The organism is Paraburkholderia terrae, assembly GCF_002902925.1.
Taxonomy (GTDB): domain Bacteria; phylum Pseudomonadota; class Gammaproteobacteria; order Burkholderiales; family Burkholderiaceae; genus Paraburkholderia; species Paraburkholderia terrae.
This window is the reverse complement of record NZ_CP026113.1, coordinates 1,776,294-1,788,894: the sequence shown is the minus strand read 5'-3', so window position 1 is coordinate 1,788,894 and position 12,601 is coordinate 1,776,294. Positions and strand designations below refer to the sequence as shown.

11 protein-coding genes are annotated in these 12,601 nt (G+C 62.1%); 3 read left to right on the top strand and 8 right to left on the bottom strand.

What is annotated here, in order from left to right; all coding sequences use genetic code 11:
- Positions 1 to 80: 80 nt before the first annotated feature.
- From C2L65_RS37750 to C2L65_RS37730, 5 genes are all read right to left on the bottom strand, one after another.
- Positions 81 to 770, bottom strand: coding sequence for a hypothetical protein (locus tag C2L65_RS37750; RefSeq protein ID WP_042314939.1), 690 nt, complete (start codon positions 768 to 770; stop codon positions 81 to 83).
- A 273-nt stretch (positions 771 to 1,043) separates the two neighbouring features.
- On the bottom strand, positions 1,044 to 2,372 hold the full coding sequence (locus C2L65_RS37745; RefSeq protein ID WP_042314940.1) for a dicarboxylate/amino acid:cation symporter: 1,329 nt from the start codon (positions 2,370 to 2,372) through the stop codon (positions 1,044 to 1,046).
- 112 nt (positions 2,373 to 2,484) lie between these two features.
- Positions 2,485 to 3,099: a 3-isopropylmalate dehydratase small subunit gene (leuD, locus tag C2L65_RS37740; protein ID WP_042314941.1), complete on the bottom strand. Its 615-nt coding sequence runs from the start codon at positions 3,097 to 3,099 to the stop codon at positions 2,485 to 2,487.
- On the bottom strand, positions 3,096 to 4,514 hold the full coding sequence (gene leuC / locus C2L65_RS37735; RefSeq protein WP_042314942.1) for a 3-isopropylmalate dehydratase large subunit: 1,419 nt from the start codon (positions 4,512 to 4,514) through the stop codon (positions 3,096 to 3,098). Before leuC ends, leuD begins: the two co-directional genes overlap by 4 nt.
- A 28-nt stretch (positions 4,515 to 4,542) precedes the next feature.
- Positions 4,543 to 5,421, bottom strand: a complete 879-nt coding sequence (locus C2L65_RS37730; protein ID WP_042314943.1) for an alpha/beta fold hydrolase — start codon at positions 5,419 to 5,421, stop codon at positions 4,543 to 4,545.
- A gap of 118 nt (positions 5,422 to 5,539) precedes the next feature.
- Between C2L65_RS37730 and C2L65_RS37725 the strand changes: the two genes are divergently transcribed.
- Complete coding sequence (locus tag C2L65_RS37725; RefSeq protein ID WP_042314944.1) at positions 5,540 to 6,436, top strand: LysR family transcriptional regulator; 897 nt, start codon at positions 5,540 to 5,542, stop codon at positions 6,434 to 6,436.
- A 409-nt stretch (positions 6,437 to 6,845) separates the two neighbouring features.
- Positions 6,846 to 7,883: an IS481 family transposase gene (locus C2L65_RS37720; protein ID WP_042317403.1), complete on the top strand. Its 1,038-nt coding sequence runs from the start codon at positions 6,846 to 6,848 to the stop codon at positions 7,881 to 7,883.
- 696 nt (positions 7,884 to 8,579) lie between these two features.
- Here C2L65_RS37720 and kdgR read toward each other — a convergent pair.
- From kdgR to kduI, 3 genes are all read right to left on the bottom strand, one after another.
- Positions 8,580 to 9,464 carry a DNA-binding transcriptional regulator KdgR gene (gene kdgR, locus C2L65_RS37715; RefSeq protein WP_042317255.1) on the bottom strand — a complete coding sequence of 295 codons (885 nt, stop codon included), beginning with the start codon at positions 9,462 to 9,464 and terminating at the stop codon, positions 8,580 to 8,582.
- A 97-nt stretch (positions 9,465 to 9,561) separates the two neighbouring features.
- Positions 9,562 to 10,350, bottom strand: a complete 789-nt coding sequence (kduD, locus tag C2L65_RS37710; protein ID WP_042317258.1) for a 2-dehydro-3-deoxy-D-gluconate 5-dehydrogenase KduD — start codon at positions 10,348 to 10,350, stop codon at positions 9,562 to 9,564.
- A 34-nt stretch (positions 10,351 to 10,384) separates the two neighbouring features.
- Positions 10,385 to 11,221 (bottom strand): 5-dehydro-4-deoxy-D-glucuronate isomerase, encoded by an 837-nt coding sequence (kduI, locus tag C2L65_RS37705; protein WP_042317260.1) that lies wholly within the window; start codon positions 11,219 to 11,221, stop codon positions 10,385 to 10,387.
- Positions 11,222 to 11,502: 281 nt separating this feature from the next.
- Here kduI and kdgT point away from each other — a divergent pair, with 281 nt between their 5' ends.
- On the top strand, positions 11,503 to 12,522 hold the full coding sequence (kdgT, locus tag C2L65_RS37700; RefSeq protein ID WP_042317261.1) for a 2-keto-3-deoxygluconate transporter: 1,020 nt from the start codon (positions 11,503 to 11,505) through the stop codon (positions 12,520 to 12,522).
- The last annotated feature ends 79 nt before the right edge of the window (positions 12,523 to 12,601 follow it).

Here is a 12,601-nt window from a genome sequence, read left to right as displayed (position 1 = left end):
TGGCGGCGCTGCGCATGGACGTGCGCATGCCGCACCTTCTTGCGAAGGCGCGGCATGCAGACAACACACTCTGCTTCGTACTACCAGCCGTAACCGCGGTAGCCGTAATAGCCCTGGCGGTACACGGGCACCTGCGCCGCATACTGCATCGGCATGACCGGCTGGCTCACGTAGACAGGCTGGTGGTAAACAGGCACGTACTGCACGGGCGGCGGCTGATACGGCTGGAACACCACCGTTTGCATCTCTTCCGGCGAAGGGCCGTCGTACATCGGCGGCTGCGTATAGACGACAGGCGCGGGCCGGTAGCGCGGACGCGGCGGCGGCGCGGGTGCATATTGCACGGGCGCGGCATCGTCATCGTCGTAAGCTGCTTGCGCCTGCAACTGCCGCTGCGCGACGCGAGGCTGGTTCACGCGCCGCACCTGCGCGCCGTCGTCGGCGGGCATCTCGGACGGCAACGGCGGTGGTTGCTGCGCATTGGCCTTCGACGTGCGCTTCAACTGCTCGCGCAAGGAAGCGTAAGTATCGGCATCCTCCTTCGCGCGGGCGTTGTAGCCGCTGTGATAGGCGTCGCTCAGATCCTTCAGGCGTGCCTTGTTTTCCTCGTCGGCTGTCATCTGCTCTTCGCCCGGATCGAGCGAAGCTTCGTTCGTGCCGCCATTGTCATAGGCTGACCGCGGCCCGTCAGCCCACGCAGTGGCGGACACAAGGGCTGGCCCGAAGGCCACGGTCAACGCCGCAGACCCGAGCAATGTGCTGATTCTCATGGTTGTTACCTCGCTGGTGGTCATATACGGCAAACACAACTCCGTACGCCTGTCCGGTGCTGACCGCCTGCGAATCAGCATCCCGCCGGAACCTGACGTACACCCATGCTGCACGCCTTTACCAGGGCTACTAGGGACGACCCCGAGTAGCGGACGCGCATCGCGTCGTCCGCACGATCAACATGATGTGAATAAAGTTGCCAGCAATCGACCCGGCCGGATGCGATGTAACGCACATTGCGCAGTATTTGTGTGATGAGGAAAAACGCGAGGTTATGCTTTTTCGATATCGGTGTTCTGCGCTGGGGCCGTTGTCTCGAAGTGTGGGTCGGTTGAATCGTTTGCGCGGCGTCCGAGCGCAGCGGCAAGCGCGTCGCGATCCAGGCCGCCTTCCCATGCCGAGACGACGATCGACGCCACGCCGTTGCCGACGATATTCGTCAGCGCGCGGCACTCGGACATGAAGCGGTCGATGCCGAGTATCAGCACCATCGCCGCGACGGGTACAGTCGGCACGACGGAAAGACTCGCGGCCAGCGTGATGAAGCCCGCGCCCGTCACACCTGTCGATCCTTTCGATGTCAGCATCGTCACCAGCAGCAGCGTGATTTCCTGCGTGACGGTCAGATGCGTGTTGGTTGCCTGCGCGAGAAACAGCACGGCGAGCGTCATATAGATGTTCGTGCCGTCGAGATTGAACGAGTAACCCGTCGGCACGACGAGCCCCACGACGCCGCGCGGGCAACCGAGCCGTTCGAGCTTTTCCATCAGCTGAGGCAGCGCCGCCTCGGATGTCGAGGTGCCGAGCACGATCAGCAACTCGTCGCGGATATACACCAGGAAGCGCCACAGGCTGAAGCCGCACATCCGGGCGATCAGGCCCAGCACGATCGCGACGAACAGCGCCGCTGTCAGATAGAACGAGCCGATGAGCTTGAGCATCGGCAGCAGGGAGACGATGCCGTAACGGCCGATCGTGAACGCCATTGCGCCGAACGCGCCGATGGGCGCGAGGCTCGTGATCATATGCACGATGCGAAAGAACGCTTTCGACAGCGTCTCGACGAGGTTCGTCACGGGCGCCGCCTTGTCGCCCAGCACGGCCAGCGCCGAGCCGAACAGCATCGCGATCACCAGCACGGGCAGGATATCGCCTTGCGTCATCGCGCCGGCGAAGGTGTCGGGGATCGCGTGCATGACGAACGCGACGATGCCGTCGCCATGCGCGGCCTGTGCCGCGTAGCTCGATACGGCGCTGGCGTCGAGCGTCGCCGGATCGACGTTGAAGCCGCTGCCTGGTTTGAGCACGTGCGCGGCGACGAGGCCGATTGCGAGCGCGAGCGTCGAAGCGACTTCGAAATACAGCAGCGCCTTGCCGCCGACGCGTCCGACCTTCTTCATGTCCTGCATGCCGGCGATGCCCGTCACGACCGTGCAGAAGATCACCGGCCCGATGATCATCCTGACCAGTTTGATGAACATGTCGCCGAGCGGCTTCAGCGCGACGGCTTCATGCGGCGCGAAGTGTCCGAGCAGCACGCCCGCCGCGATGGCGAACAGCACCTGTACATAGAGAACCTTGTAGAACGGTTTGCGCTTCATGTCTCCTCCGTTTGTCGGGGCAAAGCGGGGCCGTTCCCTTCTGCAGTCGGAAGGGAATCGGCGTGTCTGAATGTGAAAGGGTGAAGCCGCTACGGCGAGTGCCGCGTGGCTGTCATAGCACCTGTGCCCATGCGCGCCGCGCGAAATGCGCGCGCTCGAACGCCTCGATATCGGGAAGGGACGCAAGCGTCAGGTCGATCGTGTCCATGCCTTCGATCACCATGCGCTTATGGCGCGCGCCGAGCGGGTACGTGTAGGTCTGTCCGTGTGCAGCTATCACGGTTTGCCGTTCGAGATCGATGCGAAGTTTCGATTCAGGCGTTTGGGTCGAAGCCTGCACGAGTGCATCAATTGCGTCGCGTTCGAGTTGCACGAGCAGCAGACGGTTGTTCATCGCGTTCGAATAGAAAATCTCCGCGAAACTCGGCGCGATTACCGCCTGAAAGCCGTATTGCTGCAAGCCCCACACGGCGTGCTCGCGGCTCGATCCGCAGCCGAAGTTCGCGCCGCCGATCAGGATGCGCGCGCCGTCATAGGCTTGCTGGTTGAGCACGCAGTCGGCACGCGGCACGCCTTGCGCATCGAAGCGCAGGTCGTACAGCAATCCATCTGCAAGACCGGCTTTGTCGACGATGCGCAGAAACTGCTTCGGCATGATCTGGTCGGTGTCGAGGTTGTCGATGGGCAACGGCGCCGCCGTGCCTTCGATGATGGTCAAGCGGTTCATTGCGCGTGTGCCTCCAGTGTGCGGACATCGGTGATGCAGCCGGTCAATGCGGCTGCCGCTGCCATCGCAGGACTCATCAGATGCGTGCGGCCGCCGCGTCCCTGGCGTCCTTCGAAATTGCGGTTCGTCGTCGATGCGCAGCGCTCGCCTTCGTCGAGCATGTCGTCGTTCATCGCGAGGCACATCGAGCAGCCCGGCTCGCGCCATTCGAAGCCCGCGTCGATGAGCGTCTGCGCGATGCCTTCCTGTTCGGCTGCGCGGCGCACGCTGCCCGAGCCGGGCACCACCATCGCGCGCACGCCTTGCGCGACGTGCTTGCCGCGCACGATCTGCGCGACGCTGCGCAGGTCTTCGATGCGCCCATTCGTACACGAGCCGATAAAGACGCGATCGATCCGCGTGCCGGCCAGCGGCTGTTGTGCTTGAAGTCCCATGTAGTCGAGCGCGCGGCGCAGCGACGCGGCGGCTTCCCGCGAAGGCTGTTCGGCTTCTCCGGGGATACGCGCATCGATTGCGATGGCCTGGTCGGGGCTCGTGCCCCACGTGACGAACGGCGCGATGTCGCGCGCGTCGAAACAGTGTTCGGCGTCGAAGTGCGCGTCGTCGTCGGAGCGAAGGGTGCGCCAGTCGTCGAGGGCGGCTTGCCACGCGGCTTCGTCGAGCGATTTGGCGTGTGCGCGCACATAGTCGAAGGTGGTCGCGTCGGGCGCGATCAGCGCGGCGCGCGCGCCCGCTTCGACGGTCATGTTGCACAAGGTCATGCGCGCTTCCGCCGACAGCGACGCGATGGTCGATCCCGCGAACTCGACGGCATAGCCACGCGCGCCCTGTGCGCCGATCTGGCTGAGCAGCCAGATCACGACGTCTTTCGACGACGTGCCATAAGGCAGCGCGCCGTCGATCACGATACGCATGGTCTGCGCGAGCCGATAGACGAGGGTTTGCGTCGCGAGCACATGCTCGACCTCGGACGTGCCGATGCCGAAGCCCAGCGCGCCCAATGCGCCATATGTGGTCGTGTGGCTGTCGCCGCACAGCACGACCATGCCGGGCCGCACGAGTCCCATTTCGGGCGCGACGATGTGCTCGATGCCCTGCATCGGATCGTTCGCGGCGAGCAGGCGGATGCCGGCACGCTCGCAGTTGTGGCCGAGATTCTGCGCGAGCACGAGCGATGCGGCGTCGCGGATCACGCGCGGCGTTTCGGCGTGAGTCGGAATGATGTGACTGACGACGGCGAGCTGCTGCCGTGGCCTGCGCACCGCGCGGCCACGCGCTTCGAGCGCGCTGAAGGCTTGCGGGCTGGTGTACTCGTTCATCAGATGCAGATCGACGTACAGCAGCACGTTCTGCTCGTCGATACGCGATACGAGATGCGACTCGACGAGCTTCTGGTAGAGGGTTCGTTTCGACATGGTGATGTGAGGTTTCTTTGTGTTGGAGTCACGCGCCAAGAAAAGGCAGCACGCGATCGAGCAAAAGTTGCGGCGCGTCTTCGGGGATGTAGTGGCCGCAGGGCAGTGCTTCGCCTTGGACTTGCGGTGCGTATGGCCGCCACTCCACAAGCGGCTCGAAGCATTGCTCGATCACGCCTTGCGCGCCCCATAGTGCGAGAAAGTCGCACTTGATCTGCTCGCGCGCGGCGAGCGTCGCGCGGTCGTGTTCGAGGTCGATCGTGACGCTTGCGCGGTAGTCCTCGCAGATGCCATGCGCGGTGGCGGGATCGGACAGACAGCGCAGATATTCGCCGTAGGCTTCGGCCGTGAACGGCGCGAGGCCTGCGCTGCGCGCGCCGATCGTCTGCTTCAGATAGAGGTCCGGGTCTGCGCGGATCAGCGTCTCCGGAAACGGCGCGGGACGCACCAGCATGAACCAGTGCCAGTAAGCGCGAGCGAAATCGAACGAGGTTTTCTCGTACATCGCGAGTGTCGGCGCGACGTCTAGCGTGACGAGGCGTTCGACGGCGTCGGGATGATCGAGCGCCATGCGCGCGGCCACGCGTCCGCCGCGGTCATGGCCGATCACGGCAAACGACGCGAAGCCATGCGCACGCATCAGTTCGACCTGATCGAGCGCCATGCGGCGCTTGGAGTAGTTGGCGTGATCCGCTGTGCCTTGCGGCTTGCTGGTGTCGCCGTAGCCGCGCAGGTCGGCGGCGATCACGGTGAAATGCTCGGCGAGTGCGGGCGCGACCTTGTGCCAGATTGCGTGCGTCTGCGGGTGGCCGTGCAACAGCAGGAGCGCGGGACCGCGTCCGCCCTTGATTGCGTGAATCGTGATGCCGTCGATGTGGGCCGACGCATCCGTGAATCCTTCGAACATCGTTGTCTCCCAAGGTTGAATCGAGTCTAATTGATGCCTTGGGAGATAGGGTTTCCGCAAATGCATTCCGGTCGTAACTTGAAGGAATGAATCGTGACGGACGTTGGGAGACAGTGAAATGGACGGCTTTTCGGATCTGAATCTGTTTGCGCTGGTCGCGCGGCATCGCAATCTGGCGGCGGCGGCGCGCGAGCTTGGCGTGACGCCGCCGGCTGTCAGCAAGCGCCTGGCGCAACTCGAACGGCGACTCGGCGTGCGCCTGATGAACCGCACGACGCGGCGTTTGAGCCTGACGCCGGAAGGCGAGCTATACCTCGCGAATGGCTCGCGGATACTTGATGAGTTGCAGGAACTCGAACAACTGGTGACGCGTAGCCGGGCTGAGCCGGCGGGGTTGCTGCGTGTGAATGCTTCGTTCGGTTTCGGTCGTGCGCGGATTGCGCCTGCGATTTCTGATTTCGTTGCGCGTTTTCCGTCGATGAAGATTCAGCTACATCTGACCGACAGGCCGATGAGTTTGCAGGAAGAGGGTTTTGATCTTGGCATCCGGTTTGGGGAGGTGCCTGATGCGCGTGTCAATGCACGTTTGTTGATGAAGAACCGGCGCATCGTGTGCGCGTCGCCCGAATATGTGAAGCGGCATGGGACGCCTTTGCTGCCGCATGATCTGACGCGGCATGCGTGTATTGTGCTGCGCGAGAATGAGTCGGCTTATGGGACGTGGCATTTTTCGCGCGGCAAGCGCGTGGAGACTGTGAAGGTGGATGGGCCGCTAGCGAGTAATGATGGCAGTGCAGTGCTGCACTGGGCGCTTGAAGGGCGTGGTGTTGTTGTGCGTTCGGAGTGGGAGATTGGGGAGTATCTGGAGCGGGGCGCGCTCGTGCCGCTTTTGGTTGATTGGGCGTTGCCCGGGGCGGATATTCATGCGATTTATCTTGAGCGGAATCAGCTTTCCGTGAAGCTGCGGACGTTTGTTGATTTTCTTGGGGAGTATTTGCGGGGTTCAACGCAGTGAGTTTTTTTGCGCCTGTGCGGCGTGGGCGGTTTGGTTTTTTTGCCTTTGCGCTGGCATCCGCGTTACGGTGTTTGCGCTTTCGCTGGCATCCGCGTTTTGTTAGCGTGCTTCAAGCGTCGCCCCTGTGCGGGGCGGCACCTACTTTTCTTTGCCGCCGCAAAGAAAAGTAGGCAAAAGAAAGCGGCTAACACCGCCAGTTCTTGTGTTTGCCTGAGGGCCCTCAAAGGTTCTTACGCTTCACACGGCAGTGCTCGGGTCAGTGCTCGTTGCCAACGCTTTGAACAATCGCATCACCTGTAATAGCCTAGACTAAATCTGACAGTAGTCGGTTTCTCGTGCCGTTGCGCGTGGGCGCGGAGGACGTAGTCCGAAGCGGCGACGCGCAACGGTGAACCGCAAGGAGTCCACCATGACTCAGGAACAGAAAGTCATCCGCGCCAAGGTCGGTATGCTCGAACTGGCGCGGCAACTGGGCAATGTCAGTCAGGCCTGCCGGGTAATGGGCTATTCCCGCGACAGCTTCTACCGCTTCAAGGAACTGTACGACAAGGGTGGTGAAGCGGCCCTGCAGGAAATCTCCCACCACCGCCCGCTGCTAAAGAACCGCGTGGATCCCCAGGTCGAGGCCGCGGTGATCGAACTGGCCCTGGAACTGCCCGCTTACGGCCAGATCCGTATTGCCAACGAGGTGCTCAAACGCCACGCCCTCAGCGTCTCGCCACAGGGAGTGCGTAGCATCTGGCTGCGCCATGATCTTGAGACCATGAACAAGCGCCTGAAGGCGCTGGAGGCGAAGTCCGCCCAGGAAGGGCTGGTGCTGACCGAATCGCAGCTCACCGCGCTGGAGCGGGCCAAGCTGGAAAAGGAAACGCATGGCGAATTCGAATCTGAATGTCCCGGCTACTGCGGCGCCCAGGATACCTTTTATGTCGGCACCCTCAAGGGCGTCGGCCGCGTCTATCAGCAAACCTTCGTCGACACTTACTCGAAGGTGGCGTTTGCCAAGCTCTACGACCGCAAGACCCCGCTGCCGGCGGCCGACCTGCTCAATGATCGCGTCGTACCGTTCTTCGACAGCTACGGTATTCCGCTTGCTCGCGTTCTGACTGACCGGGGTACCGAGTACTGCGGAAACCCCGAGCATCACGAATATGAGCTCTATCTGGCCGTGGAGAACATTGATCACACCCGCACCAAAGCTCGTTCTCCACAGACCAACGGCATCGTCGAACGACTTCACAAGACCATGCTCAACGAGTTCTATCGCATCGCGTTCCGCAGGAAAATCTACGATTCGATCGCAGCCCTGCAGACCGATCTCGACGCATGGCTTGACCAGTACAACAATGAGCGCGAACATCAAGGGCGATGGTGTTACGGCAAGACACCTATGCGTACCTTCCTCGACTCACTCGAACTTGCCAGGGAGAAACTGATTCCTCACTGAATCGCCTTCCTTCATTCGCTTCCCCGACTACCTGTCAGGTCCGGTCCAGGCTAATACACATCACCCGCTTCAAGCACCCCTACAACGGCAAGCGGCAGCGAATGGTATGCGCCGCCTAGGTGGCAAACTGTGTGTAGGTTGTCGCGTCGTACAGGGTAGCGCTCTTACAGGGTGGGACGCATGCGCTATCGGTCCGAAGTGTGGCGTGTGTAGCACTACGGCCTACACACAGTTTGCCACCTGGGCGGCGGTGAACTACCTGGCAAGGCGTGCTGTAACGCGGACATATGAAGCGGGTGAGGCGTATCGCAAGAGCGTTGGCAACGAACGCGAACAGGAAAGTTGCCGTGTGAAGCGTAAGAACCTTTGGGGGCCCTCAGGCAGGAAGAAATGTTGGCGGTGTTAGCCGCTTTCTTTTGCCTACTTTTCTTTGCGGCGGCAAAGAAAAGTAGGTGCCGCCCCGCACAGGGGCAACGCTTGAAGCACGAAGGCAAAGCGCGGATGCCAGCGCAAACACAAGCAAACCAAACCAGCCGCGCCGCGAAGCCAAACCACGGATGTCAGCGCAAAGGCAAAAAAACCAAACAGCGCGCGCAGCCCCCTCGCGAAGGCAAAAAAAACCAAACCGCCCGCGCATCCGCATAGAACAAAAAAATGCTGACCTTCAGTGTCAGCCCGGATGCGTGACCTTCAGTGTCAGCCCGGATGCGTGACCTCGGCTGCTTCCTGCGTCGGCTCGCGATACCCAAGCCTCGCCGACACAGCAGCCCCCGCAGTCTTGAGCAAAGCCACGTAATGCAACTTCGTATCAGCCCCACACCGCATCGTCGGAAACGAAACAGAAAGCCCCGCGATCACACGCCCAAACCGGTCAAACACTGGCACAGCCAGGCATCGCAAACCTTCTTCCTGCTCCTCGATATCCTCGCCATAACCCTGCGCCCGCACCTGCGGCAGAATGCTCATCACGGCATCGGCAGAGGCGAGCGTCTTCGCCGTCGACTTGCGAAACTCGATATGCGACAACACCTCGCGCGCTTCAGCAGGTTCCATCCACGCAAGCAACACCTTGCCAATCGCCGTGCTATGCAACGGATTACGCCGCCCAATACGCGACTGCATCCGCAACCCATAGTCAGCGTCGATCTTGTGAATATAGATAATCGCGTCTTCGTCAAACGTGCCGAGATGCACGGCCTCCCGCGTCGCGCCCGCAATGCGGCGCATTTCGATATCAGCCTCGCGCACGAGATCAACGCTTTCCAACGCCTTCGCACCGAGTTCGAACAGCCGGATGGTCAGGTGATAGCGCTCGGTTTCGACCTCTTGCGTCACATACCCAAGCGCCTTCAGCGTTTGCAGCACGCGATGCACAGTCGTCTTCGACAGCGAAAGCCGTTGCGATAGCTCGCTGATGCCAATCTGCCCGCTGTCGCCAATCGCGCCGAGAATCGCGAACACGCGTGCGATCGACGACAACGATTCGCCTTTATCGGCGGCGTCCACGTCGGACGTGAGCGGGGCGGCGGCGCGCTTGCGGGGCGCGGCGGCCGTGGTCTTGAGTTTGTCGATGGCTGCCATAGTGTCTGCGCAGCGGTTGCCCGCAGCGTCTTTCCACAACGATGTTGCTGATCGCCGAAATATACCGCGTGCGCCGCGCAATTCACATCAAATCACATCACCGCGCGAGCCAGCCACCGTCGACCGCGAGCGTGTGGCCATGCACATAGTCCGAAGCTGGCGACGCGAGAAACACGACCGGGCCCGCGAGATCGTCGGGCGTGCCCCAGCGTCCCGCCGGGATGCGCGCGACGATCTCGCTGTTGCGCTGCTCGTCGTCCCGCAGCGCCGCCGTGTTCGATGTCGCCATGTAGCCCGGCGCGATCGCGTTGACGTTGATGCCGCGCGCCGCCCACTCGTTGGCCAGCAGGCGCGTGAGTCCGAGCATCCCGCTTTTCGACGACGTGTACGACGCGACGCGGATGCCGCCCTGGAACGACAACATCGACGCGACGTTGATGATCTTGCCTCGCTTATCCTGTTCGACGAAATGCCGCGCGACGGCCTGCGCAAGAAAGAACGCGCTCTTCAGGTTCACGTTCATCACGGCATCCCAGTCGTCCTCGCTGAACGTGAGCGCGTCCGCGCGGCGGATGATGCCGGCGTTGTTCACCAGCACGTCGATGCGCCCGCAGGCTTCGAGTGCGGCGCGCACGATGTCGTCGATGGGCGCGATGTCCGACAGGTCGGCGCTCACGCCGACATAGCGGCGTCCCAGCGCCTTCACCTGTTGCGCGGTGTCGCTGTCGTCCGAGCGGCTCACGCCGACGATGTCGCAGCCCGCGGCCGCGAGCGCGCGCGCCATACCCGCGCCGAGTCCCGTGTTGCTGCCCGTGACGAGCGCGACCTTGCCGCCGAGATCGAAGGGATGCGGAGGGTGCGAAGGATGCGAAGGATGCGTAGTCATGCGCGATTCCTGTTCGATGAAAGCCTGCGTTGCATTAGCGCAGATCGCGCACGGCGAGATGGTCCATGTCGCTGAACACCTGGTTCTCGCCGACCATCCCCCAGATGAACGTATAGGCGCGCGTGCCGACGCCCGAGTGAATCGACCAGCTCGGCGAGATCACGGCCTGCTCGTTGTGAACGAGAATATGCCGCGTCTCGGTTGGCTCGCCGAGCATGTGGAAGACGGCGGCATCGTCGGCGACGTTGAAGTAGAAATACACCTCCATGCGCCGTTCGTGCGTGTGGCAAGGCATCGTGTTCCAGAGGTTGCCCGGTTCGAGCTTGGTCATGCCCATCGACAGCTGGCAGGTGGGCACCACTTCGGGAACGATGAACTTGTAGATCGTGCGGCGGTTGCTCGTTGCGGGATCGCCGAGCGTTTGCGGCGAGGCTTCGGCGAGCGTGATGGTGCGAGTCGGATACGTGGCCTGCGCGGGCGCGCAGTTCAGATAGAACTTGGCGGGATGCGCGGGATCGTCGCTGCCGAAGGTCAGCGACTGCGTGCCCTTGCCGACATAGATAGCTTCCTCGTTGCGCACGATAAACCGCTTGCCATCCGCCTCGACCCAACCGTCGCCGCCGATATTGATCGCGCCGAGTTCGCGCCGCTCCAGCAGATAGCTGACACCGATCGACTTGCCGAGCGAACTGGGTACTTCGACAGCACGCGTCTGCGGAAACGCGCCGCCGACGATGATCCGGTCGATATGGCTATACGTGAGCGCAAGCGCATCCGGCTCGAACACCTTCTCGACCAGAAACTCTTTTCTGAGGCCGGCTGTGTCGAGCGTTTTCGCGTATTCGCTGTTGATGCTCTGCCTGACTTCCATGTCTCCTCCGCTGCTGGGCGGCACGCTGGACGCCGCGTTCGGGTTGATTGTGGGCGCAGTCTAGCACGATCGGAACGTCGGTCCGAAATAGAGAAAACGTCAAATATCCATATTCCGGGAGAGGTATTGTGAAAGCAGGGTAAACGATTAATCTCGATGCCAACAAAAACGGAACATCGTTCCTTTGTCGATGCTATAGTCCGCGGACAGGTGGATGTAGCCGGACCATACCGGACCTTTCTGCCGTTCCCATCACCGCCCTGGCGTCGTATGGAGGAGACATGAAACTGAAGAAGGCAATCGACCGCGTACCAGGCGGTCTCATGCTAATACCGCTGTTGCTCGGCGCTTGCGTACATTCGTTCGCGCCTGGCGCCGGCAAGTACTTTGGGTCGTTCACGAATGGCCTGATCACGGGCACTGTGCCGATTCTCGCTGTCTGGTTCTTCTGCATGGGCGCAACCATCGATCTGCGCGCTACGGGCACCGTGTTGCGCAAGTCGGGTACGTTGCTCGTCACAAAGATGCTGGTCGCGTGGCTCGCGACGATCATCGCGTCTTCGCTGCTGCCTATCGACGGCATCAAGACAGGGTTGTTCGCCGGGCTGTCGGTGCTGGCCATCACGACCTCGATGGACATGACCAACGGCGGCCTCTATGCCGCCGTGATGCAGCAATACGGCACGAAGGAAGAAGCGGGGGCGTTCGTGCTGATGTCGATCGAATCGGGGCCGCTCGTCAGCATGATCATTCTCGGCGCGACGGGCGTCGCGTTCTTCGAGCCGCGGCTGTTCGTCGGCGCGGTGCTGCCGTTTGTCATCGGCTTCACGCTCGGCAATCTGGATAGCGCGCTGCGCGAACTGTTCGGCCGCTGCGTGGTGCCACTGATTCCGTTCTTCGGCTTTGCGCTCGGCAACGGTATCGACCTGAACGTGATCGTCAAGAGCGGTATTCCGGGCGTGCTGCTCGGGCTGGGCGTGATCGTCATCACGGGCATTCCGCTGATTCTCGCCGACCGCTATATCGCGGGTGGCAATGGCGCGGCAGGTCTCGCGGCATCGTCGACGGCGGGCGCGGCGGTGGCTAATCCGTCGATCATCGGCGAGATGATTCCGCGCTTCAAGCCGGTGGTGCCGGCAGCGACGGCGATGGTCGCGACCGCGTGCCTCGTTACCGCGATTCTCGTGCCGATTCTCACGGCGATGTGGTCGAAGCGCGCAAGGCTGAAAGCAGGCGAGAGCGCGCGGATGGAGGAGGACGACGCAGGGCCGTTGCCTCAGCCGCTCGGCGCGCACGAATAAGCGCATAGGCGACTCACAAGCAACGCACGCGCTGCAAGCAAAACGGCGCGAACCGGCAGATCAGTTGAGCCGGTTCGCG

Excerpts from the sequence above, each read along its gene's own strand:
- kduD (WP_042317258.1), bottom strand. The coding sequence starts at position 10,350 with ATGACTACGCATCCTTCGCATCCTTCGCACCCTCCGCATCCCTTCGAT.
- leuC (WP_042314942.1), bottom strand. The coding sequence starts at position 4,514 with ATGTCGAAACGAACCCTCTACCAGAAGCTCGTCGAGTCGCATCTCGTA.
- kduI (WP_042317260.1), bottom strand. The coding sequence starts at position 11,221 with ATGGAAGTCAGGCAGAGCATCAACAGCGAATACGCGAAAACGCTCGAC.
- leuD (WP_042314941.1), bottom strand. The coding sequence starts at position 3,099 with ATGAACCGCTTGACCATCATCGAAGGCACGGCGGCGCCGTTGCCCATC.
- kdgT (WP_042317261.1), top strand. The coding sequence starts at position 11,503 with ATGAAACTGAAGAAGGCAATCGACCGCGTACCAGGCGGTCTCATGCTA.
- kdgR (WP_042317255.1), bottom strand. The coding sequence starts at position 9,464 with ATGGCAGCCATCGACAAACTCAAGACCACGGCCGCCGCGCCCCGCAAG.
- C2L65_RS37725 (WP_042314944.1), top strand. The coding sequence starts at position 5,540 with ATGGACGGCTTTTCGGATCTGAATCTGTTTGCGCTGGTCGCGCGGCAT.
- C2L65_RS37720 (WP_042317403.1), top strand. The coding sequence starts at position 6,846 with ATGACTCAGGAACAGAAAGTCATCCGCGCCAAGGTCGGTATGCTCGAA.
- C2L65_RS37750 (WP_042314939.1), bottom strand. The coding sequence starts at position 770 with ATGAGAATCAGCACATTGCTCGGGTCTGCGGCGTTGACCGTGGCCTTC.
- C2L65_RS37730 (WP_042314943.1), bottom strand. The coding sequence starts at position 5,421 with ATGTTCGAAGGATTCACGGATGCGTCGGCCCACATCGACGGCATCACG.
- C2L65_RS37745 (WP_042314940.1), bottom strand. The coding sequence starts at position 2,372 with ATGAAGCGCAAACCGTTCTACAAGGTTCTCTATGTACAGGTGCTGTTC.